A 25,706-nucleotide genomic window follows, 5' to 3' on the forward strand; every position below is an offset into this window, starting at 1 on the left:
CAGACCCATGGCGGACCGTCCGTCGCCTGGGGCACCCTTGAGGGCGTGCGTACTGTTTCGCGCGGTTTGGGCAGTCGCACGCGGTGGGGACGCAGACAACGGTACGAATGGCAGGACGCGCCCGGCGCGTCATGGGGGGAGCGGTCGCGCATGCGATCCATCAGCCGTGCTTCACGATCCGTCATGGAGATCACCAACCACAGACCCGGCGAGCTGACGCCCGAGCTGCGGGCCGCCTGGCACCGCGCGATGGACGAGTCGCCCGAGTACGCCAATCCCTTTCTGGCACCGGAGTTCGCGGCCGGTGTCGGCCTCTTCCGGGGCGGCGCGCGGATCGCGGTGCTGCGCGAGGGCGGGGAGCCGGCCGGCTTCCTCCCCTACGAGCGCGGGCCGCTGGGCACCGGCCGTGCCATCGGGCTCGGCCTGTCCGACTGCCAGGCCCTCGTGCACCGGCCCGGGGTCACCTGGGACACGGACGAGCTGCTGCGGGCCTGCGGGCTCAGCATCTTCGAGTTCGACCATCTCGTGCAGGAACAGCGGCCGTTCGCGCCGCACGTCACGGGCACCTTCGCCTCGCCCGTGATCGACGTGAAACCCGGCGACGGCGGCTATCCGGAGTGGCTGCGGGCCACCTATCCGGGGCTGGCCAAGACGACGCTGAAGAAGGAGCGGCGGCTCGGCCGCGACATCGGCGAGGTGCGGTTCGAGTTCGACGAGCGCGACCCCGAGATCCTGCGCGCCCTGATGCGCTGGAAGTCCGCGCAGTACCGCAGGACCGGCCGCATGGACCGGTTCTCGCGGCCCTGGATCGTCGGCCTCGTCGACCATCTCTTCCACGTCCGCGAGGAGCACTTCACCGGGGTGCTGTCCGTCCTGTACGCGGGCGACCGCCCGGTGGCCGCGCACTTCGGCCCCCGGTCGAGCACCGTACTGGCCGCCTGGTTCACCGCCTACGACCCCGAACTGCACTACTACTCCCCGGGGTTGATGATGCACCTGCGCACCGCCGAGGCGGCCGCGCGGGCGGGGGTGACCCTGGTCGACCTGGGCCGGGGCGACAAGGAGTACAAGGAGTGGCTCAAGACCCGGGACCTGCGTGTCGGGGAGGGCTTCGCGGCCCGCGCCCATCCGGTGGCCATGGCCCAGCGGCTGTGGCGCAGGCCGGTCAGGGGCCTGCGCAACACGGTGCTGGCCCACCCCGGGCTGCGCGATCCGGCGGACCAGTTCCTCAAGACGGTCGGCAGGCTGCGTACCCGCCGGAACGGCAGCCACTGACAGCTACTGACAGGTTCTCGCCAAAACTTTGCCAAGCGGCGGATGTTTCCGTGTCCGCGTGATCGGGTCTCCAGCGTCGGTCAGTGTCGATACGCTCCTGGAGGTCCCTGGTGTCCGTGCCGACCCGCAGAAGACGGTGGTTCACCGTCTGCGCGCTCACGGCGTCCGCCGCGCTCGTCGCCATCCCCCCGTCCGCCGCGTCCGGGCGCTCACCGAGCCCCTTCGGCGCCCGCGTCCTCGCCCAACTGGCCAAGGAACGCGTGCAGTCGGTGGGCGCCACGTCCCCGCACGAGGCGGGGGACGGCGGCAACGAGGCGGACGAGATCGCCGAGGGCGCGGACCAGTACGCCGAGGCGCGCACCTCGCCCGGTGTCGTCGCACCGGGCGCGTACGGCGCGGCCTGGAACAGCCTTGCCAACCTCCGCAGCGCGGGCGGCCGTTGGCACAACATCACGAACCTGCCCTACAACTCCGACGATCCGCGCTACCGCGACGTCGACTCCAACTCCAGCGGCGGATCCGGGAACGTGACCGGCCGGATGGCCGCGGTGGCCGCCGACGACGACGGCTACGTCTACGCGGGCAGCGCCGGCGGCGGCGTGTGGCGTTCTGGCAGCGGAGGCGGGCACTGGCAGCCCATCAGCGACCGACTGCCCGCCCAGTCCACCGGCGCCCTGGCCCTCGACGGCGCGGGCCGGCTGTGGCTGGGCACCGGCGAGGCCACCACCAACTCCGACGCCCACCTCGGCAGCGGCGTCTACGTCCTGACCCACCCCCACCACGGCGCCTTCTCCGTCCGCAGCCGGGTCGGCGGCAGCGAGCTGGAGAGCACCACCATCCACGAGCTGCGCTTCGGCGGCGGCCGGGTGTGGGCGGCCACCAGCGAGGGCGTGTGGAGCCACTCCACCGGTGACCTGCGCGGCCCCTGGAAGCTGGAGTTCGCGCCCAACCCCGACTACCTGCCGAAGGGGTCCAAGGCCCACGACGCCGCGGCCCCGTACAAGAACATCGCCAACGACATCGCCATCGACCCCAAGGACCCCTCCAAGGTGGTCCTGGCCGTCGGCTGGCGCAGCGGCGACGACTACAACGGCTTCTACACCAGGGTGAACGGCGCCTGGACCCGCATCACCAGCGGCCTCGGTGACCTGCCGGCCGACGCCGCGAACGTCGGCAACGTCACCTTCGCCCGCTCCGCCGACGGCTCCCGCTACTACGCCATCGACCAGTCGCCGCAGCAGCTCAGCACCAACCCCGACAGCGGCCTGGAGGGCATCTACGTCGCCCCGTCCGGTTCCCCGACCGGCCCCTGGACGAAGATCGCCGACTACAAGGGCCTCGCCGCCGACAACTCCGCGCTGACGACGGCCGGTTACATGCCCGGCGTCCAGGCCTGGTACAACCAGTTCCTCGCCGTCGACCCGGCCGACCCGCAGCACCTGTACGCGGGCCTGGAGGAGGTCTACGAGACCAAGGACGGCGGCACCACCTGGTCGACCGTCGGCCCGTACTGGAACTTCCCGTTCTCCTGCTGGAGCATCGACCCCTCCCGGCAGACCGGGTCCTGCAGCCAGACCACCCACTCCGACCAGCACGGCGTCGCCATCGGCAGCTACCACGGAAAGCCCTACGTCTACGTCGGCAACGACGGCGGCATCTACAAACGCCCGGTCGACGGCGCCCAGGACGCCTCCGGCCACGCCACCGACTGGACCTCCCTCAACGACGGCACCATCGACACCCTCCAGTACTACTCGGTCGGCATCGGCAAGGACCTCGACCACGGCGGGGTGTCCGTCACCGGCGGCCTCCAGGACAACGGCCAGTCCATCCTCCGTGGCAACGACACGGTCATGGGCTCCGACTTCGGCGGCGACGGCGGCGACACGCTCACCGATCCGGCCAACGGGTGCGACATCGCCCAGGAGTACGTCTACCTCGCCGTGCAGGTCACCCAGAACTGCGCGATGAACGACGGCAGTTGGTCCACCGACCCGACCAAGGCCACCTCGTACTCCGTCGCCCCGCCCGACAACGCCACCAGCGAGGCCCGCTTCATCGCCCCGCTCACCACGGACCTGAAGAACGGCAGCACCTGGGTCGCGGGCGGCCGCCACATCTGGGTCCAGACCCACGGCTACGCCATCCGCAGCGGCTCCGAGTGGACCAGCGTCCACGACCTCGGCAAGGGCCGCACCGCGACCGCCGTCGCCGCCTCCGGCGGGAAGGTCTACGCCGCCTGGTGCGGCCCCTGCAACAACCAGGGCTTCGCCCGCGGCATCGCCGTCGGCAACGCGGACGGCACCGGCTGGCACGACATCGGCCTGCCCGTCGACGGAACCGTACCGAACCGGTACCTCAGCGGCTTCGCCGTCGACCCGCACAACGCCGACCACGTCTTCCTCACGGTCAGCGGCTTCTCCCGGGCCTGGACCGAGGGCCCCGGCGCGGGCGTGGGCCACGTCTTCGAGTCCACCGACGGCGGCACCACCTGGAAGGACGTCTCGGCGAACCTGCCCGACGTGCCCAGCGACTCCGCGCTGCTGACGGCCGACGGCGGCCTCGCCGTCGCCACCGACCTGGGCGTCGCCTACCGCGCACCGGGACGCACCACCTGGCAGCGCGTCGGCAGCCTGCCGGCCGTCGCCGTCCTCCAGCTCAAGGCGAGCCCGGACGGCGGCACGCTGTACGCCGCGACGCACGGCCGCGGGATCTACACCGTGCAGCTGCGCGACCTGCGCTGAGCATCCGGTGAAGGAGAAAGGGGTGATCCCGGCGGGCCCGGGGTCACCCCTTTCGGCCGTCTTGGCCGTGGCCGCGCACCGCCCGGCCCACCTCCGTGCGCAGTGCGACGAAAGCGGGCAGGCCGCGCGTCGTGATCTGGTCGCGGTCGGCGGGCAGTCCGACGGGCAGGTCGAGGACGACACGGGAGCCGGGGCCGGGGGAGAGGACGACGACGCGGTCGCCGAGGTACACGCTCTCGTCGATGTCGTGGGTGACGAACACGATCGTCGTGCCGTCGGCCCGGTGCACCTCCAGCAGCAGGTCCTCCAGATCCTCCCGGGTGCGGGCGTCGAGCGAGCCGAACGGCTCGTCCATGAGCAGCAGTGAGGGGCGGCAGACCAGGGCCCGGGCGATGGCGACGCGCTGTTGCATCCCGCCCGACAGCTCGGGCGGACGGCGCCGCCCGGCCCCGGCCAGACCGACGCGGTCGAGGATCGCCTCGGCCGCGGCGCGGCGCGCGGCCCGGCGAAGGCCGAGCCGGCGCAGCGGCAGCGCCACGTTGTCGCGCACGGTGAGCCACGGCAGCAGCGAGCGGCCGTACTCCTGGAAGACGACCGCGAGCCGGTCCGGCACCCCGGCCACCGCTGTGCCGTCCACCGTGACCGTGCCGTCCTGCACGGGCAGCAGCCCGGCGATGGTGCGCAGCAGCGTGGACTTGCCGCAGCCGGACGGCCCGACGACGCACAGGAGTTGTCCGTCCGGCACGGTGAGGGTGATGCCGTCGAGGACGCGCTGGTCGCCGAAGTGCCGGCTGACCGCGTCGAGGCGCAGCATCCCCTCACCCGGCCCACGGCTCGTACAGGGTGCCCGCGCTGCCGGTGACCCGCAGGTGCAGCAGGAAGGGGCCCGCGTCGTCGCCCCGGCCCAGCGCGCGGTCCAGGGCGGCCGGCAGTTCGCCGGGGTCCTCGGCGCGGGCCGCCGGGCAGCCGAAGGACTGGGCGAGGGCCGCGAAGTCGATGCCGGTGATGTCCGTGCCGGGGACGCCCCCGATGCCGATCCGGCGGCCCAGCGCGCGGACGGCCGCGTAACCGCCGTTGTCCAGCAGCACATAGGTGACCGGGGCCGCGTGCCGGGCCGCGCTCCACAGCGCCTGCACGGAGTACAGCGCCGAGCCGTCGCCGACCACGCACACCACCCGGCGCCGGTCGGCGAGGGCCCGGCCGACCGCGAGCGGCAGTCCCCAGCCGAGCGCCCCGCTGCCCGTGGTGAGAAAGCCGCCGCCCGCATCGACGGGCACGCGCGCGTGCAGCGCGTCCCGGTGGCTCGGCGCCTCCTCGACGAGCACCCGGTCGCGCGGCAGCCGGTCCCGCAGGAGGTCGAACAGGAACTCCGGGGTGATGTGCGCGTCCGCCGCTGCCGGGGCGGGGGCCGGCCGGGGCGGCGGGGGTTCCCGGTCCGACTCCTTCAGCAGCTCCGTGAGCCGGGCCAGGGCGGGCCGCAGGGTGGTGACGACGCTCGTGCCGACGGGCAGCCACGCGGCCTGGCCGGCGTCGCAGTCCAGGTGGAACAGCTCGGTGCCGGGCGCGAGCGGCGGACCGTCGTCGGCCACGTGGTAGGTGAACACCGGCGCGCCGAGGGCCACGACGACGTCGTACGGCGCGAGGCGCGCGGCCAGCCGGCGGGCCACCGGCGGCAGGAAGCCCTGGAACAGCGGATGCGACTCGGGGAACCCGGAGCGGCCGGAGAGCGGGCTGATCCACACCCCGGCCCGGAGCCGCTCGGCCAGCACCCGCACCTCGTCCAGCGCGTCCTCGTCGTCCACCCCGGGGCCGACCACGAGCGCCGGGCGGGCGCAGGAGTCCAGCCGGCCGGCGAGCGCGGCGAGGGCGTCCGGGGCGGCCGTGAACGCCGTGTGCAGCGTGCGGGGCGGGACGGGCTCGGCGGGGCGGTCCCAGTCGTCCTCGGGCACGGACACGAACACCGGCCCGCGCGGGTGGGTCATCGCGGTCCGGTACGCCTCGGCCAGCACGGCGGGCACGTCCTCGGCCCGCTCCGGCTGGCGGGCGGACTTCACGTACGGACGCGGGAACAGGGCCGGTTCGTCGGCGCCGAGGAACGGCCGCAGCTGGAGCAGCGAGCGCGCCTGTTGGCCCGCCACGATCACCAGGGGTACCCGGTCCCGGTAGGCGTTGAACACCGCGCCGAGGGCGTGGCCCACCCCGCCGGCCGAGTGCAGACTGACGAACGCGGCCCGCCGGGTGCCCAGCGCGTGTCCGGCCGCCATACCGACGGCGACGGATTCCTGGAGGCCGAGCACATACGTGAAGTCGTCCGGCCAGTCGCGGAACATCCGCAGTTCCGTGGAGCCCGGATTGCCGAAGACCGTGGTCATACCGGTGTCGCGCAGAAACCGTACGACCGCCTCGCGGACCGTGGTCGTCGTCATGCCGTCCTCCCTGGGCCGACGAGCCGCTTCTCGACCGCCAGCAGACCGGAGTTGAGGAGAAAGCCGAGCGCGCCCAGCAGGACCAGCGTCGCCCACACGGTGAGCAGGTCGGAGCGGGTCTGCGCGTCGGTGAGGGTGAAGCCGATGCCGTTGTCGCTGCCTGGCAGCAGTTCCGAGAACACCATGAGGATCAGGGACAGCGACAGGCTGAGCCGCAGCCCCGCGAAGATCCGGGGCAGCGCCGAGGGCAGGATCAGGAACCAGAGCCGCTCGGGCGCCGTCAGCCGCAGCACGGCCGCCGCCTGGAGCCGCAGCGGGTCGGTCGCGCGGGCGCCCTCGGCCGAGTTGACCAGCACCGGCCAGACGGCACTGAACGCGATCGACGCCACCTGCATGGGCGTGCCGAGGGCGAAGACCACGACGAACACCGGTACCAGCGCGGGCGGCGGGACGGCCCGCGCGAACTGGAGCACCGGATCGCACAGCGCGTACGCCCGCCGCGAGCGGCCCACCGCGAGCCCGAGGGCGATTCCGGCGACCGCCGCGAGCGTGAACCCGGCCGCCATCCGGCAAAGGCTCGGCAGGATCGTGTCCTCGGCGGCCGAGGTGAGGAAGAGATGCCGGGCCGGTCCCGAGAACCACAGGTCGCGGGCGTGCCGGACGATGCGCAGCGGCGGCGGGAAGTAGACGCTGCCCCGCGCGCGGGCGGCCGGCTCCCAGCAGGCGACGGCGCCGAGGAGCACCGACCAGCGCAACAGCACGGGGACGGCGGCGTGCCGGGCTCCCTCCTTGGCGAACTGCCCCTCCACGCCCCGGCGTTCACGCGCCCAGGCGAACAACCGCCGTTCCGCGGCGACCAGTACGCCGTTGACGACCAGGCCGAGACCGCCCGCCCACACCACCGCGGCCAGGACGTCCAGGGTGCCGTCCGTCGCGGTCTGGGCCTGGGCGATGAAGATGCCGAGGCCCTGCCCGAAGCCGGAGAGGATCTCGGTGGCCACGGCCAGGATCAGGGCGACGGCGGCGGAGATCCGCAGCCCCGCGGCGATGAACGGGGCGGTGCTTGGCAGCTCCACCCGCCACAGCACCGCGAACCGTCCGAAACCGAAGGCCCGCAGCGTGTCCCCGGCCAACGGGTCGGTCTCGCCGAGGCCGTAGAGGGTGTTGAACAGCACGGGCCAGAGCGAGGCGTACGCGATCAGCGTCACCTCGGTCCGCGTGCCCGACCCGAGCAGCAGCGACACCAGTGGGATCAGCGCGACCGAGGGCAGCGGCCGCAGGAACTCGACGACCGCGCGCACGGCCGCCTCCACCCCCGGCACCGCGCCCAGCAGCAGCCCGAGCGGTACGGCGATCGCGCAGGCGAGGGCCAGGCCCAGCGCCCAGGCCCGCAGGGTCGCCCCGACCCCGTCGAGGAACGTCCCGTCACCCGCCAACCGCACGGCGCGGACGAGGACTTCGGAGGCGGGCGGCAGATAGTCGCGCCGGACGATCCCGGCCCGGGACACCGCCTCGCACACCCCGAAGGCGAGCGCCGCGCCGAGCAGGCCGAGCGCCAGGTCCTGACGCCGGGTCATGCCACCAGCAGCGGCGCCGGATCGATGTCCTTCGTCAGCATTCCCTGTTGTCGCATGAGGTGGATCAGCCGGCGCAGCTGTGCCGCGTCGGCGGTCGCCGGATAGGCGGGCAGATGGAGGGACTTGGCCTCCTGCGCCGTCACCTTGGCGTACTTCGGCAGTTCCGCGCGCACCGCGTCCGGGTCGGCGGCGGCGAGCTTCGAGGCCGCCTCGATCGCCCGCCGGAAACCCGCGGCGGCCTTCGGGTGCTCGCGGACGAAGGCACGTGTGGTGACGTACCCACTGGCGGGCAGGCCCGCCGCCGGCCCGGAGCCGCCGTCCAGCAGCACCCGGGCGCCCACCTGGTCCTGGATCGCGGAGTCGAAGGGCTCGACCGCGTGGACGGCGGCCACCTGGTTGCGCTCCAGCGCGGGGCCCATCTGCGGGAACAGGATCTGCCGGTAGACGGGCCGCCCCGCGCCCCGGGCGGCGAGGATCGCGTTCAGGGTGAGGGACTGGATGTTGTTGAGGACGGCGACGGCGACCTTCTTGCCGGCCAGGTCCCCCGGCGACGTCAGGTGCGAGTCCCTGGGCACGAGGACGTCCATCATGTGCGGGGCGATCCGCACGCCCTCGGCGAGGATCCGCAGGTCCAGGGTGCCCTTCTCGTACGCCTGGAAGTAGGTGACGTAGTTCGCGCTCGCGATCGCGTCGACCTGGCCGTTGAGCAGCGCGGGCAGCGCCTGGATGCTCTGCTGCACGGGCTGGACCCGCACGTCCAGGCCCTCCTTGGCGAACAGCCCCCGGTCCCGGGCGAGATAGAGTGCGGCCGAGTCGGTGAGCGGCAGCGCCGCCACGGTCAGCCGCTCGCGCCCGTCCCCGGCGGACGACGTGCCGCCGCTGTCGCAGCCCACCAGGACCAGTGCCGCCGCGGCGACGAGGGCGGCGAGGCGTTTCGTTCCCGATCGTGATCGACGTAATGCCATACGGGCATGCCTACCCCTCATTTGTCATGATCGCTACAGGGTGGCGCGATTCGTTGCCGTCGGGTGACGTGGGCGGCGGGCCCCGGCTACGCCGACGGGCCCGCGATGCGCAGGGTCGCCGCCGGGGGCAGGAGGGCGGCGTCGGCGGCCCCGGTGACCTCCGTCCACCAGTCGGCGCCGTCCTCGACGTAGCGCAGCAGCACACCCTCGCGGATCGCCCACGGCAGCACGACGACCCGGCGCAGCCCCATGAGCTTCAGCGCGGTGTGGCCCACGACCGCCCCCGCCAGGCTCTGCTCGGCCCGCGGCGCGGAGATGCCGGGCAGCTGGGCCCGCTCGGCGGCGGGCAGCGCGGCGAGCGTCCGCACCGCCTCGCTCAGGTCCCGGCAGCGCATCTCCCGCCGTGCGAACGGCCCGTGGCGCCCGGGTGCCGCCCCGCACAGCCGGGCCAGCTGCTGGAACGTACGGGAACTGACGGCCGCCGTGCGCGGCGCCTCCCAGCGGATCCGCGTGGCCACGTCCCGCAGATCGTGCCGGATGCGGCGGCGCAGCTCCTTCAACTCGGCCGGGCCCGGCGGATCCTGGAGACCGAGGTGCTCCCGGGTGAGCCGCCTGGCACCGAGCGGGAGCGAGGCGGCGAAGTCGGGCAGCCGGCCCCGGCCGAAGGCCACCTCCAGCGACCCGCCGCCGATGTCGAGCAGCGCCAGGGGGCCCGCGCGCAGGCCGAGCCAGCGCCGCGCCGCGAGGAAGGTCAGCTCGGCCTCGGTCTCACCCGGCAGGGTGCACATCCGGATTCCGGTTCCGGCGGCCACCCGCCGCAGCACCTCCAGCCGGTTCGGGGCACCGCGGACCACCGCCGTAGCGAAGGCCAGCGGCCCCGTCGCATGCCAGCGCCGGGCCGTGGCCCCCGCCGCGGCCACCGCCTGCACCAGACTCTCCACCGCCTCGTCGGCGATGGCGCCGTCCGGACCGACGTGTTCGGACAGGCGCAGCTTCCACTTGACCGTGTGCACCGGCAGCGGAACACCTCCCTCCACATCCGCGATCACCAACCGGACGGTGTTCGACCCCGCATCCACCACGCTCAACCGCATGGCCGGGACGTACCCACTTCCCCGTCAAAAACCCGTCACGGCACGGGCGCACCGGGTGACGCCTGTGCACAGCTCCCCGCAGCGTGCCCCCCGGGTGCGGCGCGCGGGACGGAGGCGCGGCGCGTGCGCGGAGGGGCGGCGGGCCCTCGGCGCCGCCGGTCGCGCGCTGTCCGGATCTCGACCGTTTCGGCCCCGCGGCCCCCGGCACTGCCCTTGTAGGGTGACCGACATCGAACGGGGCACGGTCGAGACGGGGAGCGGCACGTGAGCGGGACGCACACGACGACAACAGCGGTGATCGGCGGCGGCATCGCGGGGACCGCCACCGCGCTCGGGCTGCACAAGGCCGCGTACGACGTCACCGTGTACGAGGCCCACCCCGACACGGCGCAGGACATCGGCGCCTTCCTGACCCTGGGCAGCAACGGCATGCGCGCCCTGGCCGAGCTCGACGCCACGGACGCGGTCACGGCCATCGGGTTCCCGCTGACGTCGCTCCGGCTGCTCGACAGCCGCGGCACCGAGCAGGCACACGCGCCGCTCGGCGAGGTGACCGATCCCGACCTGCACTACCGGTGCCTGCGCCGCGGCGAGCTGAACGCCGCCCTCCAGCGCGAGGCGGCCCGGCGCGGCGTCCCGGTGCGCCACGGCGTCCGCCTGACCGGCGTGAGCGAAGGGCCGGGCGGCGTCACCGCGTACTTCGCCGACGGCACCAGCGCCGACGCGGACCTCCTCGTCGGAGCCGACGGACTGGGCTCCACCGTGCGCGCGCTCATCGCCCCCGAGGCGCAGCCCGGTTACGCGGGCCAGCGGATCTACTACGGCTACACCGAAACCGCCCCCAGCGCCGATCCGACCGGCCTCATCACCTTCGTCCGCGGCGCCGGGACCACCTTCGGGTACGCGGTGTCACCGGCGGGGCAGACGTACTGGTTCGCCCGCGTCGACACCGAGGCCCTGCCCGCCGACGGCTCCGCCCACGAGGTCGACCCGCACGCGGAGCTGCTGCCGCTGCTGGCCGAGGACGCCACACCGGCCGCGGACATCGTCGCCGCCTCCGTCGGCCCGGTCCTCGCCACCAACGCCACCGACCTGCCGCTCGGCTCCGTGTGGCACACCGGACGCGTGCTGCTCGTCGGTGACGCGGCCCACGCCGCCTCCCCGGCCACCGGCCAGGGCGCCTCGATGGCCCTGGAGGACGCCGTCGTCCTCGCCAAGGCGCTGCGCGACCGGCCCGGCGTGCCCGCCGCGCTCGCCGCCTACGAGGCGCACCGCCGCCCGCGCGCGGAGCGCAACGTCGCCGTCAGCGGCGGCATCTCCCGCGCCGGGCACCAGTCGGCCCGCCCGGGCGCGGTCGTGGCCCGGCCCGCCGATCCGGACGCGGCGCTCATCCGCCAACTGGCCTGGGACACACCGCTGTCCGCGACCCCGCCCGAGGAGTCCTGAGCGGCACCACCGCGCGGCCGCGCGCGAAAGTGCAAGAGGCGCAGCACTGGAGTCCATTGCCGGACAGAGCGGCGGGGCCGGATCGTTCCGTGCAACCGGCCCTTCGGCAACAAGGAGCACAGGTGCGACTCTTGAACAGAGCGGGCGGCACCCTGGCAGTGACCTCGGCGGCCGTCGCCCTGGTCCTCGGCGGCGCCCTCACGTCCCCGGCGGCCACCGCGGCACCCGCCGACGCCGCCTACCGCGTGACCGTGGGCAGCCCGGTGCCGTTCACCCACCCCACGGACACCCCCGCCACCCCGTACCTGGACCGGGACGGCACCTTCCACTACCAGCAGTCTGCCGCCCTCTACGGCGCCAAGGACCCGCGCACCTGGGACTTCTACACCGGCAAGGACTTCGACACCGCCGGCTTCGACAACAAGCTCAGCAAGGCCGTGAACCCGGCCAACCCGGCCGACCGCAACGACGACACCACCTGGCGCTGCAACAACAGCCCCACCGGCCGCGAGGCCACCTACGCACCCAGCGGCTCCGGCTACGCCCAGAAGAACTACTGCGACCTGTCCGGGATGTGGGTCGACCCCGACACCGGCGACTGGTACGGCCTGGTGCACAACGAGTTCACCCCGCAGCCCTTCGGCGACGGACTGCACTACGACGCCGTCGACTACGCCGTCTCCACCGACCACGGCCGCACCTGGACCGTCAAGGACCACGTCATCACCTCGCCGTACAGCACCGAGCGCGGCGACACCACGGCCTTCCCGAACCAGACGTACTCCTACGGCGACGGCGACCAGCGTCTCTTCGTCGACACCGCCTCCGGCTACTTCTACGTCTATTACGGCTCCCGGATCATCGACAAGAGCGGTGGCTGGAAGGCGTTCTACGAACACGTCGCCCGCGCCCCGATCTCGGCCAAGATGGCCCCCGGCTCGTGGCGCAAGTGGTACGACGGCGCCTGGTCCCAGCCCGGCACCGGCGGCAAGGAGAGCGACATCGTCCCCGTCGACGCCGACCACCCCACCGGCTACACCCCGGCAGCCGCCGAGTACGACCCGGCCAACACCGGCACGGCGGCCCAGCAGATCGCGGCCGGGAAGATGCCTTCGACCTCGCCGCTGTTCGTCATGAACATCGCCTACGACGCCTACCTCGGCCTCTACCTCGGCGAACCCCAGGCGGTCGACCAGAGCGGCAACGCGCCCCAGTACCTGTACGCCACCTCCGACTTGACGACCCAGAGGTGGCACCTCATCGGGGACACCGGGAGCTACACGAACGCCTCCTGGTACCGCTGGTTCCTCGACAGCGCCAACCGCACCAGCTCCATGGTCGTCGGCAGGTCCTTCCGCTCCTACTGCGCCTTCGGCTGCTCGCACGACGCCTCCGGCGAGTACGTCGACCTCACCGTCGACTCCGCGAAGCCCGCCGCCGCGCCCGTGGACACCAGCCGCCGCTACCGCATCCGCGGCGGCACGGGCCGGTTCCTCGCCCAGGCGGCAGGCGGCTCCGGCACCACCTCGCTGGCCCGGCCCACCGGATCCGGCCGGGACACCTGGGTCTTCACCCCGACCGGCGACGGCGCCTTCACCCTCACCAACGCCGCGAGCGGCCGGCTGCTCGGCGTCGACTCCGCCGCCACCGCGGGCCGTGCCTGGGGCGCCCGGCCCACCGTCACCCGGGCCCCGGCCGGCGGTCCGGCCGTCGGACAGCAGTGGTTCGTGATCCCGGACGCGAGCGGCCGCACCTACCGGCTGGTCAACCGCTACAGCGGCCTCGTGCTCGGTCTGTCCGGCACGTCCGGGCGGCTCGCCGAGACCACGCCGGTGCGCACCTGGACGGACCGCACCCACAGCGCCGTCGGCGGGAGCCGCACCGCAGCCGAGCAGACCCTGTCCCTCACCGCGAGCTGAGCGCCCGAAGACCCAACCCCTCCAGCCGGCACGGGACTTCTGGCTATCCTGCACCCATGATCACCAACGGGGAAACTGACGCCCACCTGGCCGTGCGAGCGGCCCAGGCGGGCGCCGCCGTGGTCCGCGACCTCTACGGCAGCCGGCTCGCACGCTACGACAAGTCCGCCGGCGACTTCGCCACCGAGGCCGACGTGGCCGCCGAGCGGGCCATCCTGGACGTGCTGCGCGCCGCCCGCCCCGACGACGCCGTGACCGGCGAGGAGAGCGGGCGCCGCGGCGCCGCCGACGCCCGCCGCCGCTGGCTCGTCGACCCCCTGTGCGGCACCCTCAACTACGCCGTGCGCAGCATGCTCGTCGGCGTGAACGTCGCCCTGCGCGACGGCGACCGGGTCACGGCCGCCGCGACCGCCGACCCGTTCGGCGCCGAGGTGTTCTGGACCGACGGCACCGCGGCCCGGGTGCGCGCCGCAGACGGCACCGACGAGCCGCTGACGCCGACGGCCGGTTCCGCGCTGGTGGACGTCAACCTCGACCCGCCGTTCCCGGGCGCCCCCGGCTTCCGGGCGGTGCGCCTCCTGGCCGACCCCGGGTTCGCCGAGCGGTTCCGGCCCCGGGTGATCTCCAGCACCCTCGCCGTGGCCTGGGTCGCCGCCGGGCGCCGGGCCGCCTATGTCACCGACGGCGACCTGCGCGACAGCGTGCACTTCGCGGCCGGCATCGCGCTGTGCCGCGCGGCGGGCTGCACGGTGACCGGCCTGCGCGGCGAGCCCGTGCTCACCGGCGCCGACGGACTCGTCGCGGCGGCCGACGCGCGGACCCACGCCGCCCTGCTGGAACTCGTCAAGAACCAGCCGACGGGCGGACGTTGACGGCGATCTCGACGCCCGCCGCCTCCGTCTGATGTGATTCCGGCATGACGCAGGCCCATGACCTCGCCGCCCGCTTCGGCCGCGCGCTGGACACCCGCCCCGAGGCGCTCGGCGCGTCCGCGCGGGACTTCGGCCACCTCGTGCGGGAGACACCGCTCGGTGTGCTCCGCCCGGAGTCCGTCGCCGGGATCACGGACCTGCTGCGGTTCACCGGCCCCCGCGACATCCCCGTGAGCGTGTACGGCGGCGGCCACTCGATGTACGGCCAGGGGCAGGCGGGCGGCGGGGTCGTACTGGACCTGCGCCCGATGAGCCGGATCGCAGACGTCGCCGACGGCCGGATCACCGTGGGCGCCGGGGTGTTGTGGCGGGAGGTACTGGCCGCCACCCTGCCGCACGGGCTCACGCCCCCGGTCCTCACGGACTACCTCGGCGCGAGTGTCGGCGGGGTCCTGTCGGCGGGCGGGCTCGGCGGCGCCACCCATCGGCACGGACTGGTCGCGGACCAGGTCCTGGAGCTGGAGGTGGTGACCGGCGCCGGGGAGCACCACGTCTGCTCGCCCGACCGGGACCCGGCGCTCTTCCACGCCGTGCTCGCGGGCCTCGGCCAGTGCGCCGTCATCGTCACCGCCACCCTGCGCCTCGTCCCCGCGCCCGCCCGGGTCCGCCGCTACTGCCTCTTCCACACCGATCTCGCCCGCTACCTCGCCGACCAGCGGATGCTCGCCGAGGAGCCGCGCTTCGCCTACCTGGAGGGCCAGGCCCGCCCGGCCGAGCAGGGCGGCTGGCAGTACATGATCGAGGCGGTGGCCCCGCACGCGGACGGACTCGCGCCCGACGACCGGGCGCTCCTCGACGGCCTGGGCCACGACCCCGCCACCGTGGAGACGACCGATCTCGACTACGCCGAGTTCGTTCACAGGGTGGACACGGACGAGGCGGTCCTCACCGGGACGGGGGAGTGGCTGCACCCGCACCCCTGGCTCAACCTGCTGCTCCCGCACGACCGCGCCGCATCCGTCGTGCGTGCCGTACTCGCCGACCCGGCCTTCCACGACCTGCGCGACACCGGCCTCGTCCTGGTCTACCCGCTGCTCTCCGGCCCGCTGCGCGCACCGCTCTTCCGCCGCCCGTCCGGCGCGGTCCTGCACCTGTTCGCCCTGTTGCGCACCGCCCCGCCCGACCACCCCGGGACGGCCGAGGCGATGGTGGCCGCCAACCGCAGGGCCTACGACCTCGCCCGGTCCGAGGGCGGCGTCGCCTATCCCGTCAACGCCCTGGCGATGACCGCCGCCGACTGGCGCGAGCACTACGGGAGCGACTGGCAGACCCTCGCCGAGGCCAAGAAGCGCCACGATCCGCATCACGTCCTGGCCCGGGGACACGGTCTGCGGTTCTGAGCGCTCCTGCGGCTCCGAGAGTTCGCCTTCCGAAGGTTTTGGCTCCCGAAGGCTTGCCGCCCGCTTGCCTCATCACTTAAATCAAAACATGAACTAAGCCGTGGGATCGGCTGATTGACGTCCCTCACCCTTCGGAGCCGCCAGATGAGAAGCCGCACAGGACCGACCCGCCCGGCAGTCGCGCTCGCCGCCCTGGCCGCGCTGCTCACCCTTCCCCTCGCCCACGCCCCGGCCGCCGCCGCGACCCCGGCCTCCGCCACGCCCCGCGCGGCCACCTGCGATCCGGCCGACGCCGCCCGCGGCAGACCGGCCACGGCCTCCTCCACCGAGAACGCCGGCACCCCCGCCTCCGCCGCCTTCGACGGCGACCCCTCGACCCGCTGGTCCAGCCGGTTCTCCGACCCGCAGTGGCTCCAGGTCGACCTCGGCACCGCCCGGGACCTGTGCGCGATCGACCTGAACTGGGAGGCCGCCTACGGCAAGGACTTCCAGCTCCAGGCCTCCACCGACGGGCAGAACTGGACCACCCTCAGGACCGTGACCGGCGCGAGCGGCGGCACGACGTCGTACGACGTCAGCGGCTCCGGCCGGTACGTCCGCGTCTACGGCACCGCACGCGGCACCGGCTACGGCTACTCGCTGTGGGAGATGTCCGTGCACACCACGGCGACCGGGACGACGGGCCCGGTCCAGGGCGGCGGCGACCTCGGCCCGAACGTCATCGTGGCCGACCCCTCCACCCCGAACCTCCAGCAGAAGTTCGACGACGTCTTCAAGCAGCAGGAGTCGGCACAGTTCGGCACCGGCCGCTACCAGTTCCTGCTCAAGCCGGGCACCTACAACGGCCTCAACGCCCAACTCGGCTTCTACACCTCGGTCTCCGGACTCGGCCTGAACCCCGACGACACCCAGATCAACGGTGACGTGACGGTCGACGCCGGCTGGTCGGGCGGCAACGCCACCCAGAACTTCTGGCGTTCGGCGGAGAACCTCGCCATCACTCCCTCCAACGGCACCGACCGCTGGGCCGTCGCCCAGGCCTCTCCCTTCCGCCGCATCCACGTCAAGGGCGGCATGAACCTGGCACCGACCGGCTACGGCTGGGCCTCCGGCGGCTACATCGCCGACTCCAGGATCGACGGCACGGTGGGCCCGTACTCCCAGCAGCAGTGGTACACCCGGGACAGCTCGGTCGGCGGCTGGACCAACGGCGTCTGGAACATGACCTTCTCCGGAGTCCAGGGCGCACCCGCGACCAACTTCGACAACGGCCCCTACACCACGCTGGACACCACCCCCGTCTCGCGCGAGAAGCCGTACCTCTACCTCGACGGCAACGACTACAAGGTGTTCGTCCCGAGCGAGCGCACCGGCGCCCGGGGCGTCTCCTGGCCGAACACCCCCGGCACGTCCCTCCCGCTCGACCAGTTCTACGTCGTGAAGCCGGGCGCCACGGCGGCCACGATCAACGCCGCCCTGGCCCAGGGCCTCAACCTCCTGTTCACTCCCGGCATTTACCACCTCGACCAGACGATCGACGTCACCCGCCCCGACACCGTCGTCCTCGGACTCGGTCTCGCCACGCTGGTCCCCGACAACGGCATCGACGCGATGCATGTGGCCGACGTCGACGGTGTACGGCTCGCGGGGCTCCTCATCGACGCGGGCCCCGTCAACTCCGGCACCCTGCTGCGGATCGGCACCCCCGGCTCCACCGCCGACCACTCCGCCGACCCGACCACCATGCAGGACGTCTTCGTCCGCATCGGCGGCGCGGGCCCCGGCCTCGCCACCAACTCCGTCGTGGTGAACAGCAACGACGTGATCATCGACCACACCTGGCTCTGGCGCGCCGACCACGGCAGCGGCGTCGGCTGGGACACCAACCGCGCCGACTACGGCCTCACCGTCAACGGTGACGACGTACTCGCCACGGGCCTGTTCGTCGAACACTTCAACAAGTACGACGTGTACTGGCACGGGGAACGCGGCAGGACGATCTTCTTCCAGAACGAGAAGGCGTACGACGCCCCGAACGCGGCCGCCGTCACCCACGACGGCACCGTCGGCTACGCGGCCTACAAGGTCGCCGACTCCGTCACCCGTCACGAGGCCTGGGGCCTGGGCAGCTACTGCAACTACACGGCCGATCCCTCGATCGTCCAGGCCGACGGCTTCGAGGCCCCGGCGACCGGCGGCATCAGGATGCACGACCTGCTGGTCATCTCGCTGGGCGGCAACGGCCAGTACGCCCACGTCGTGAACGGCACCGGCGCACCGACCTCGGGGACCGGCACCGTCCCGTCGAAGGTGACGTCCTTTCCCTGACCCGCACTCCATGATCGCGTGGCCCCCCGAACGGCGTAGCCCGAGAGGCGCACGGGACGGGGTGCGGGTGTGATGGAAGCACCCCTTCGTCAACCAGTGAGGCAGATCATGCGTCTTCGCAGTTTTGCGACAACGGCCGTGCTCGCAGGCTTCCTTGCCGTGGGAGGCTCGGCGACGGCCTTCGCGGCCGGCCCGGGCCCGACGACCGGTACCGCCGACAACCCGGGCCCGACGACGGGTACCGCCGACAACCCGGGCCCGACGACGGGTACCGCCGGCAACAGCCCGGGTGTCATCTCCGGCGACGTCATCCAGGTCCCGATCGGCATCGACGCCAACGTGTGCGGCGACACCATCGACCTGATCGGTCTGCTGAACCCGGCCTCCGGGAACACCTGCTCCATCAAGTGACGCCGCCCGTGCGCCGGCTCCCGCCCCGCGGGAGCCGGCGCACGGCTGTTCAGAACCGCTCGGCAAGGCGCGGCGCGCCCCGGCCGGGACCGCACGGCTCGCAGCGGTGGCTCAGCCTCTCGACGCCGGCTGCGTCTCGCGGGGGGCCGGTGCCTTGGCCGGGTGGCGGCGGCGCAGCAGCAGACGTCGCGCCGGGAGCTCCACCATCTCGTAGAGAAGCCAGGACAGCCCGAGCGAGAGGGCGAACACGATCGCGGTGACCGCCGTCCCCGCCAGGGCACCGAAGTGCGGCTTGATGCCCAGCAGGTGCGTCCCGGCGCGCAGCACCAGCAGATGAACCATGTAGAAGGCGAAGGACAGCTCACCGAGCCGCACCATCCGCGGACCGCGCCACATCGACGGCAGGCCCTTCAGGTCCGCGTTCGCCGCCGCCGGGATCAGCAGGGTGAAGCCGATGATCGTGCACATGGTCGCCGAGTAGCCGAGCGGGGCCTGCGGGACCATGAAGTAGCCCACGATCGCCAGCGCGAGCGAGGCCTCCAGGCCGGGTCCGCGCCAGCGGCCGAGCAGGACCAGCCGCGCGGTGACCGCGCCGAGGACGAACTCGGGCAGCCGGGCGGCCGGGAACGAGTACAGCGCGTAGGTCCACCAGTGGTGGGCGTCCGCCCGGGAGATCACCACGATCGCCACCAGCGACAGCCCGCCCAGCGCGACCGAGCCGCGCACGCCGAGCCGGCGCAGCAGCAGGATCAGCAGCGGGAAGGAGGCGTAGAAGAAGGCCTCGCAGGCCAGCGACCAGCTGACCGGGTTGAGCGTCTGCCACCAGGGGCGCCACCAGGAGTGCAGCAGGAGGACATTGGCCACCGCCTGTTTCGGCGTCGGCTGTGCGTTGCTCTCCAGCGTGAGCGCCAGCAGGAACGCGAGGCCGACGGTGACGAGGTGGACCGGATAGATCCTGGCGACGCGCCGCCGCCAGAAGCCGAGCGCTCGGTCGTGCGGTCTTGCCGACCAGGTCAGCACGAAACCGGACAACACGAAGAAGAACGACACTCCGGTGGCGCCGGAGCTGAAAGCCCAGTACACCAGGCTGCCGCCGGTGCCACCGAAGTAGCCGAAGTTGTTCACGTGCAGTCCGAACACGAGCAGCGCCGCCATCCACCGCAGTCCCGTCAGGGACGGCAGTGAGGTGTTGGCGGCGCGAGGGGAGTCCCTGGCGGCGCTCTCGCCGTCAGGGGAGTGCGGCGTCGTCCGGATCGTCCGGGTCGTCGCCGTGGTCATCGAATCACCTGCCGCAGAGGATTGGCGTGGGGCATGAAGGGGAACGTTGCCCGTTCACCTCCGATCATGTGCGTCACATGGCAAACATCACACCGTTGCCGAACGACGCACCCCTCTGTATGCCACGGACGGCCGGACCCGTGCATCCCTACGGGTGACGACACGCCGTACTGTATTGATCGTCACAATTGGTATATACGAGTTGATGCCGGGTGCCCGAAATCTCCGCATAATCAATGCAATGATCGGTAACGGGAAAGCGGCCCGTGTCGTCCCGCGGGCCGCTTTACAGGAAGGTAATTTCTAGGAAGGAATTACGCAGGAGAAACTACACGCGCAGTTCCTTTCTGATTCGCTCAAGCATGAACGCCGAGCACTCACGGGCCCGCTCCTCCCCGGCGAACACGCAGGCCGTGGCCACACCGTCGAACTTCAGCTCGCGCAGGCTGGAGCCCTTGTGGTGGAAGAAGTCCGCGATGTGCACGTGCTCCAGCCGGTCGCCCGCGTAGCGCACCATCGCCGCGATGTCCGCCGTCGGGTCCGCCCCCGGCAGATGGAAGGAGTGCGGGGCGCAGTACAGATGGTTCACCCACGGCTTGTTGATCGCACGGACCAGGTCGACCGCCGGGGCGTTCTCCTCGCGGAAGTCGTCCGGGTGAGCCTCCAGGTTCAGCGCGATCCCCTCACGCTCGAACAGCGGCAGCAGCTCCTCCGGCGAGCGCCAGAACGCCGCCTCGCTCTCCGCGGCCCGCTCGGGACGGCCGTTGAACTCCGGGTTCATCAGCGGGCAGCCGCGCACCATGTCGTCGAACGGCAGGGCGCGGAACATGTAGGGGTCGATGGCGATCTTCACGCGGCACCTCCGTAGAACGCGGGACGGTGCCTGAGATCCGTGGCGACGACACGGCCCGACCGGAGGGCCTCGACGGTCGCCGGGGTGATCGCGGTGGCGGCGTAGCCGTCCCAGGCCGAGGGCCCGGTGGGCTCGTCGCCCGCGGCCACGCCCGCGATCCACTCGCGGAACTCGGTGTCGAACGCGTCCACGAACCGCCCGACCCAGTCCGTCAGCACCTCGGTGCTGTGCTGTCCGGCCGTGCGCACCCCGACCGCGGCCGGGTCGGGCAGCCGCACCAGACCCTCCTCACCGACCGCCTCGCACTGCATGTCGTATCCGTACCGGCAGCTGACGAAGACCTCCAGATCGATACGAACGCCCTTGACGGTCTCGGACAACATGATCTGCGGGTCCTTCAGGTGCTCGAACCGCTTGCTTGTGGCGCGCGGGGTGGCCACCTGAGCGGAGACGATCTCGTCGTCCAGCGGCCGGCGCAGCACGTCCACCTCGTGCACCGCCGTGTCCAGGGCGGCCATGCCGGAGGTGTAGGACTGCGGAACGGTCGGATTGCGGTGGGCGGGAGCGGCTGGAGAGGACGGAACTGCCCGGCCGGGAGGCCGAGTTGGATGCCAAGCTCGTCGTGCGGGGGACCAGCGGGCCGCCATCCGCGTGATCGTCTTCTGTGTCGCCGTCTCGCCCGTGCAGATCATGCGCAGTGCGGAGTGAGCCAGGCCGCCGCCTGCGACTTTCGGTGTCGGATCACCATCCTTGGGCCCCCTGCCGTAGACCGTCGGCGGACGGTGCCGGCGGGGTGTCGCCCGGCAGGGTGGCCGTATGCAGAGGACCAAGGGGATCAAGCGCGCACAGTTTCTGGCCGGTATGGCGTCCGCGGGGCTGGCCGCGGCCGTGCTGCCGTCGGCTCCGGCCCGGGCCGCCGAGGACCGCCCGGCCCGCGACGCGCGGCGCGGACTGCGCCACCGGGGCGTCGTGTACACCGTGGGGGAGGGCGAGACGCCGGGTACGGCGTTCAGTGCGGCCCGTATGCGCAAGGACATCCGGGTGATCAGGGACGAGCTGCACGCCGACACCGTGGACGTCACCGGGGACGGAGTGGAGCGCCTGACGGCCACGGCCGCCGAGGCGGCGGAACGGGGTCTGCGGGTCTGGCTCCAGCCGACCCTCGGTGACGTGCCCGAGCGGGACATCCTGGAACACCTGGCCGAGACCGGCCGGTTCGCGGAGCGGCTGCGCCGGCAGGGCGCCGCCGTCGACCTCAGTGTGGGCTGCGAGTTCTGGCTGTTCGTGCCCGGCATCGTCCCGGGCGCCGACGTCTACGAACGCATCCGCAACCTGCTCGACGGCACGGTGGACCCCGTGGCGATGCAGCGCCGTCTGGACCGCTTCACGGCGCGGGCGGCCGAGGTCGGCCGGTCCGTGTTCGGCGGCCGGCTCGCCTACGCCGCCGCACAGGACGACCAGGTCGACTGGCGCCTCTTCGACGTCGTGGGCATCGACTACTACTCGTACTTCCCCCACCGGGCCGACTACGTGCGGGAGTTGAGCCGCTATACGCGGTGGGGCAAGCCGGTGCCCGTCACCGAGTTCGGGACCTGCGCGTACGTCGGGGCGCCGAAGGCCGGTGGCATGGGGTGGGACATCGTGGACCGCGACAAGGTGCCGCCGGAGATCAAGGGCGACCTGGTCCGCAGCGAGCGAACCCAGGCCGCCTACCTCACCCAACTCCTCGACGTCTTCGAGTCGTTGGGCCTGTACGCGGCGATGGCCTTCGAGTTCGTGACTCCCGACCTGCCGCACCGTCCGGGCGATCCGCGTCATGACCTGGACCTGGCGAGTTACGCGATCACCAGGACCGTCAAGGACCGCCCGGACGACCCCGCCTCCGGCTGGCACTGGGAACCGAAGGAGGCCTTCCACGCCCTGGGCCGCCGCTACGGGTACGCCGGGGCAGGGCGCCGCCGTACCGCCGGGGCCTGACCTCGCACCGGCGGCACCTGACCTCGTACGGGTGGCGGTGGACCTCGTACCGGCAGCGGCGGGCCACGTACCGGCCCGTCCGGGCGTCGACCCGCGCGGTCCCGGCTCACCCGTTCGGGCGATGTCCCGGCTTGCCGTCCGGCCCTGGGTGATCCGGGGCCGGATGATGCGGGCATGCCCCCGACCGGCCCCCGGACCGCCCCAGCCCGCCGCGCCGGGCGGCGTCATGTGCATGTTCGCGCCACCCTCCTTCGCGGCTGTGTCGGTACACATGCCGGCCCGAAGAGCGACGCGAAAGCAAACGCGAGAGGGACCGCGAAGGCAGACGCGACGGCGGCTGACGCCCAGGTGACCGGCGGTCTGCGGAGCGCAACCAAAATTGCACTGCTCGTTTTCTTGAACCCTTCGTGTTTTTGAGGGTAGGTTCGGCCTCATGACCGCCTCCCCGACCCCGACCACCGCCGAGGAGCTCCGCGGTGCCGGCCTGCGCGTGACGGCAGCCCGCGTCGCGCTGCTGGAGACCGTCCGGGACGGCGACCACCTCGGCGTCGAGGCGATCGCCTCCGGGGTCCGTGCCCGCGTTGGCCACATCTCCCTGCAAGCCGTCTACGAGGCTCTTCACGCCCTGACCGCGGCGGGTCTGGTCCGCCGTATCGAGCCGGCCGGACACCCGGCCCGGTTCGAGGGGCGTGTGGGTGACAACCACCATCACATCGTGTGCCGGTCGTGCGGTGCCGTCGTCGACGTCGACTGCGCCGTCGGCGACGCGCCCTGTCTGACCGCCGCCGACGACAGCGGCTTCGCCATCGAGGAGGCCGAGGTCGTCTACTGGGGCACCTGCCCCGACTGTTCCACCGGCCGCAGTTCCTGAGCACCGAGTTCCGCACAGTTCGGAAGGAATGCCATGACTGAGAACATCGACGCCAACGTCGCAGACGCGAAGGCGGAGGGCGGCTGCCCGGTCGCCCATGGCCGCGCCGCGCACCCGACCCAGGGCGGTGGCAACCGCCAGTGGTGGCCGGAGCGGCTCAACCTGAAGATCCTTGCCAAGAACCCGGCCGTGGCCAACCCGCTCGGCGAGGACTTCGACTACCGCGAGGCCTTCAACTCCCTGGACCTCGCCGCGGTGAAGCGTGACATCGCGGAGGTGCTCACCACCTCGCAGGACTGGTGGCCCGCCGACTTCGGCAACTACGGCCCGCTCATGATCCGTATGGCCTGGCACAGCGCCGGTACGTACCGCATCAGCGACGGCCGCGGCGGTGCCGGCGGCGGCCAGCAGCGCTTCGCCCCGATCAACAGCTGGCCGGACAACGCGAGCCTGGACAAGGCCCGCCGTCTGCTGTGGCCGGTCAAGAAGAAGTACGGCAAGTCCATTTCCTGGGCCGACCTGATGATCCTCACGGGCAATGTGGCGCTGGAGACGATGGGCTTCAAGACCTTCGGCTTCGCCGGCGGCCGCGTCGACGAGTGGGAGCCCGACGAGGACGTCTACTGGGGTCCCGAGACCGTCTGGCTGGACGACAAGCGCTACAGCGGCGACCGCGAGCTGGAGAACCCGCTCGCCGCCGTCCAGATGGGCCTGATCTACGTCAACCCCGAGGGCCCGAACGGCAACCCGGACCCGATCGCCGCGGCCCGCGACATCCGTGAGACCTTCCGCCGGATGGCGATGAACGACGAGGAGACCGTCGCCCTCATCGCCGGTGGCCACACCTTCGGCAAGACTCACGGAGCCGGCCCGGCGGACAACGTCGGCGCCGACCCCGAGGCCGCCCCGCTGGAGCAGATGGGCCTCGGCTGGAAGTCCAGCTACGGCACGGGCGTCGGCAAGGACGCGATCACCAGTGGCCTGGAGGTCACCTGGACCGAGACGCCGACCCAGTGGAGCAACAACTTCTTCAAGAACCTCTTCGAGTACGAGTACGAGCTGACGCAGAGCCCGGCCGGCGCCAACCAGTGGGTGGCCAAGGACGCCGAGGCGATCGTCCCGAACGCGTTCGACGCGTCGAAGAAGCAGCGTCCGACGATGCTCACCACCGACCTGTCGCTGCGCTTCGACCCGATCTACGAGCCGATCTCGCGCCGCTTCTACGAGAACCCCGAGGAGTTCGCGGACGCCTTCGCCCGCGCCTGGTACAAGCTGACGCACCGCGACATGGGCCCGATCGTCCGCTACCTCGGCCCGGAGGTGCCCGGCGAGGAGCTGCTGTGGCAGGACCCGCTGCCGCAGCGCACCGGTGAGCCGATCGACGCCGCGGACGTCGCCTCCCTCAAGGAGGAGATCCTCGGCTCGGACCTCACGGTCTCGCAGCTGGTCTCCGCCGCCTGGGCGGCTGCCTCCTCCTTCCGCGGCAGCGACAAGCGCGGCGGCGCCAACGGCGGCCGCATCCGCCTGGAGCCGCAGCGGAACTGGGAGGTCAACAACCCGGACGAGCTGGCCCACGTGCTGCGCGTCCTGGAGGGCGTCCAGGAGTCCTTCAACGCCAAGGGCGGCAAGCAGGTCTCGCTGGCCGACCTGGTCGTGCTCGCGGGCTCCGCGGCCGTCGAGAAGGCGGCCAAGGACGGCGGTGTCGAGATCGAGGTGCCGTTCACGGCGGGCCGTGTCGACGCCTCGCAGGAGCAGACGGACGTCGAGTCGTTCGCCGCGCTGGAGCCGGCCGCCGACGGCTTCCGCAACTACGTCGGCAAGGGCAACCGCCTGCCGGCCGAGTTCCTGCTGGTGGACAAGGCGAACCTGCTCCGGCTGAGCGCGCCCGAGCTGACCGTCCTCGTCGGCGGTCTGCGCGTCCTCGGCGCCAACCACAACGGCTCCAAGCACGGTGTCTTCACCGACCGGCCGGGCACGCTGACGAACGACTTCTTCGTCAACCTGCTCGACCTGGACACCGAGTGGAAGTCGACCTCCTCCGCGCAGGACGAGTTCGAGGGCCGCGACGCCTCCGGCGCCGTCAAGTGGACCGGCACCCGCGCCGACCTGGTCTTCGGCTCGAACTCCGAGCTGCGGGCCGTCGCCGAGGTGTACGCCAGCGACGACGCGAAGGAGAAGTTCGTCAAGGACTTCGTCGCCGCGTGGGTCAAGGTCATGAACGCGGACCGGTACGACCTCGTCTGAGGCTGATCCGGCTCGCCTGAACAGCG

At 72.4% G+C, this 25,706-nt stretch carries 17 protein-coding genes and 2 pseudogenes; 11 read left to right on the forward strand and 8 right to left on the reverse strand.

What is annotated here, in order from left to right; all coding sequences use genetic code 11:
- Positions 1-183: 183 nt before the first annotated feature.
- On the forward strand, positions 184-1,275 hold the full coding sequence (locus AC4OXY_RS42925; RefSeq protein ID WP_376292339.1) for a GNAT family N-acetyltransferase: 1,092 nt from the start codon (positions 184-186) through the stop codon (positions 1,273-1,275).
- 110 nt (positions 1,276-1,385) lie between these two features.
- Positions 1,386-4,019, forward strand: coding sequence for a WD40/YVTN/BNR-like repeat-containing protein (locus AC4OXY_RS42930; protein WP_491992416.1), 2,634 nt, complete (start codon positions 1,386-1,388; stop codon positions 4,017-4,019).
- Positions 4,020-4,062: 43 nt separating this feature from the next.
- Here the strand turns inward: AC4OXY_RS42930 and AC4OXY_RS42935 are convergent, their stop codons facing one another.
- The 5 genes from AC4OXY_RS42935 to AC4OXY_RS42955 all read right to left on the reverse strand — a co-directional run bounded on the left by AC4OXY_RS42935 (position 4,063) and on the right by AC4OXY_RS42955 (position 10,081).
- Positions 4,063-4,833 carry an ABC transporter ATP-binding protein gene (locus AC4OXY_RS42935; protein ID WP_376292153.1) on the reverse strand — a complete coding sequence of 257 codons (771 nt, stop codon included), beginning with the start codon at positions 4,831-4,833 and terminating at the stop codon, positions 4,063-4,065.
- A gap of 4 nt (positions 4,834-4,837) precedes the next feature.
- Positions 4,838-6,445: a benzoylformate decarboxylase gene (gene mdlC / locus AC4OXY_RS42940; protein WP_356034084.1), complete on the reverse strand. Its 1,608-nt coding sequence runs from the start codon at positions 6,443-6,445 to the stop codon at positions 4,838-4,840.
- Positions 6,442-8,022 (reverse strand): ABC transporter permease, encoded by a 1,581-nt coding sequence (locus AC4OXY_RS42945; protein WP_356034087.1) that lies wholly within the window; start codon positions 8,020-8,022, stop codon positions 6,442-6,444. The genes mdlC and AC4OXY_RS42945 overlap by 4 nt, the downstream gene beginning before the upstream one ends.
- Positions 8,019-8,987, reverse strand: coding sequence for an ABC transporter substrate-binding protein (locus tag AC4OXY_RS42950; RefSeq protein WP_491992417.1), 969 nt, complete (start codon positions 8,985-8,987; stop codon positions 8,019-8,021). Before AC4OXY_RS42950 ends, AC4OXY_RS42945 begins: the two co-directional genes overlap by 4 nt.
- Positions 8,988-9,073: 86 nt before the next feature.
- On the reverse strand, positions 9,074-10,081 hold the full coding sequence (locus AC4OXY_RS42955; RefSeq protein WP_362823023.1) for a Ppx/GppA family phosphatase: 1,008 nt from the start codon (positions 10,079-10,081) through the stop codon (positions 9,074-9,076).
- 264 nt (positions 10,082-10,345) lie between these two features.
- Between AC4OXY_RS42955 and AC4OXY_RS42960 the strand changes: the two genes are divergently transcribed.
- The 6 genes from AC4OXY_RS42960 (at position 10,346) to AC4OXY_RS42985 (ending at position 18,457) form a co-directional block, all read left to right on the forward strand.
- On the forward strand, positions 10,346-11,527 hold the full coding sequence (locus AC4OXY_RS42960) for an FAD-dependent monooxygenase (RefSeq protein WP_491992418.1): 1,182 nt from the start codon (positions 10,346-10,348) through the stop codon (positions 11,525-11,527).
- A 122-nt stretch (positions 11,528-11,649) separates the two neighbouring features.
- Entirely contained in the window at positions 11,650-13,446 is a 1,797-nt protein-coding gene (locus tag AC4OXY_RS42965; protein WP_376292142.1) for an RICIN domain-containing protein, read from the forward strand.
- A gap of 56 nt (positions 13,447-13,502) precedes the next feature.
- Entirely contained in the window at positions 13,503-14,318 is an 816-nt protein-coding gene (locus AC4OXY_RS42970; protein WP_376292139.1) for an inositol monophosphatase family protein, read from the forward strand.
- A 44-nt stretch (positions 14,319-14,362) separates the two neighbouring features.
- A complete protein-coding gene (locus AC4OXY_RS42975; protein WP_356034103.1) occupies positions 14,363-15,718 on the forward strand; it encodes an FAD-binding protein in 1,356 nt (451 codons plus the stop codon).
- A 144-nt stretch (positions 15,719-15,862) separates the two neighbouring features.
- Positions 15,863-18,046, forward strand: coding sequence for a pectate lyase-like domain-containing protein (locus tag AC4OXY_RS42980; protein ID WP_491992419.1), 2,184 nt, complete (start codon positions 15,863-15,865; stop codon positions 18,044-18,046).
- Positions 18,047-18,205: 159 nt separating this feature from the next.
- Positions 18,206-18,457 (forward strand): chaplin, encoded by a 252-nt coding sequence (locus AC4OXY_RS42985; RefSeq protein ID WP_491992420.1) that lies wholly within the window; start codon positions 18,206-18,208, stop codon positions 18,455-18,457.
- Between the two features lie 111 nt (positions 18,458-18,568).
- Here AC4OXY_RS42985 and AC4OXY_RS42990 read toward each other — a convergent pair whose 3' ends face one another.
- From AC4OXY_RS42990 to AC4OXY_RS43000, 3 genes and pseudogenes are all read right to left on the reverse strand, one after another.
- Positions 18,569-19,735: an acyltransferase family protein gene (locus tag AC4OXY_RS42990; protein ID WP_356036988.1), complete on the reverse strand. Its 1,167-nt coding sequence runs from the start codon at positions 19,733-19,735 to the stop codon at positions 18,569-18,571.
- A gap of 328 nt (positions 19,736-20,063) precedes the next feature.
- Positions 20,064-20,525: pseudogene (locus AC4OXY_RS42995) on the reverse strand (sugar phosphate isomerase/epimerase family protein); the annotation flags it as partial.
- Between the two features lie 59 nt (positions 20,526-20,584).
- Positions 20,585-21,148 (reverse strand): annotated as a pseudogene (locus tag AC4OXY_RS43000) (Gfo/Idh/MocA family oxidoreductase); the annotation flags it as partial.
- Between the two features lie 256 nt (positions 21,149-21,404).
- On the opposite strand from AC4OXY_RS43000, the gene AC4OXY_RS43005 reads away from it, so the two are divergent.
- From AC4OXY_RS43005 to katG, 3 genes are all read left to right on the forward strand, one after another.
- Positions 21,405-22,565 (forward strand): abortive phage infection protein, encoded by a 1,161-nt coding sequence (locus tag AC4OXY_RS43005; protein ID WP_491992421.1) that lies wholly within the window; start codon positions 21,405-21,407, stop codon positions 22,563-22,565.
- A 433-nt stretch (positions 22,566-22,998) separates the two neighbouring features.
- Positions 22,999-23,436: a Fur family transcriptional regulator gene (locus AC4OXY_RS43010; protein WP_071371518.1), complete on the forward strand. Its 438-nt coding sequence runs from the start codon at positions 22,999-23,001 to the stop codon at positions 23,434-23,436.
- A gap of 33 nt (positions 23,437-23,469) precedes the next feature.
- Positions 23,470-25,680 carry a catalase/peroxidase HPI gene (gene katG / locus AC4OXY_RS43015; RefSeq protein ID WP_356036994.1) on the forward strand — a complete coding sequence of 737 codons (2,211 nt, stop codon included), beginning with the start codon at positions 23,470-23,472 and terminating at the stop codon, positions 25,678-25,680.
- Positions 25,681-25,706: the final 26 nt, after the last annotated feature.

Source organism: Streptomyces sp. HUAS MG56 (genome assembly GCF_058673395.1).

Excerpts from the sequence above, each read along its gene's own strand:
- AC4OXY_RS42925 (WP_376292339.1), top strand. The coding sequence starts at position 184 with ATGGAGATCACCAACCACAGACCCGGCGAGCTGACGCCCGAGCTGCGG.
- AC4OXY_RS42935 (WP_376292153.1), bottom strand. The coding sequence starts at position 4,833 with ATGCTGCGCCTCGACGCGGTCAGCCGGCACTTCGGCGACCAGCGCGTC.
- AC4OXY_RS42955 (WP_362823023.1), bottom strand. The coding sequence starts at position 10,081 with ATGCGGTTGAGCGTGGTGGATGCGGGGTCGAACACCGTCCGGTTGGTG.
- AC4OXY_RS42945 (WP_356034087.1), bottom strand. The coding sequence starts at position 8,022 with ATGACCCGGCGTCAGGACCTGGCGCTCGGCCTGCTCGGCGCGGCGCTC.
- AC4OXY_RS43010 (WP_071371518.1), top strand. The coding sequence starts at position 22,999 with ATGACCGCCTCCCCGACCCCGACCACCGCCGAGGAGCTCCGCGGTGCC.
- AC4OXY_RS42970 (WP_376292139.1), top strand. The coding sequence starts at position 13,503 with ATGATCACCAACGGGGAAACTGACGCCCACCTGGCCGTGCGAGCGGCC.
- mdlC (WP_356034084.1), bottom strand. The coding sequence starts at position 6,445 with ATGACGACGACCACGGTCCGCGAGGCGGTCGTACGGTTTCTGCGCGAC.
- AC4OXY_RS42975 (WP_356034103.1), top strand. The coding sequence starts at position 14,363 with ATGACGCAGGCCCATGACCTCGCCGCCCGCTTCGGCCGCGCGCTGGAC.
- AC4OXY_RS42980 (WP_491992419.1), top strand. The coding sequence starts at position 15,863 with ATGAGAAGCCGCACAGGACCGACCCGCCCGGCAGTCGCGCTCGCCGCC.
- katG (WP_356036994.1), top strand. The coding sequence starts at position 23,470 with ATGACTGAGAACATCGACGCCAACGTCGCAGACGCGAAGGCGGAGGGC.
- AC4OXY_RS42990 (WP_356036988.1), bottom strand. The coding sequence starts at position 19,735 with ATGACCACGGCGACGACCCGGACGATCCGGACGACGCCGCACTCCCCT.
- AC4OXY_RS43005 (WP_491992421.1), top strand. The coding sequence starts at position 21,405 with ATGCAGAGGACCAAGGGGATCAAGCGCGCACAGTTTCTGGCCGGTATG.
- AC4OXY_RS42950 (WP_491992417.1), bottom strand. The coding sequence starts at position 8,987 with ATGGCATTACGTCGATCACGATCGGGAACGAAACGCCTCGCCGCCCTC.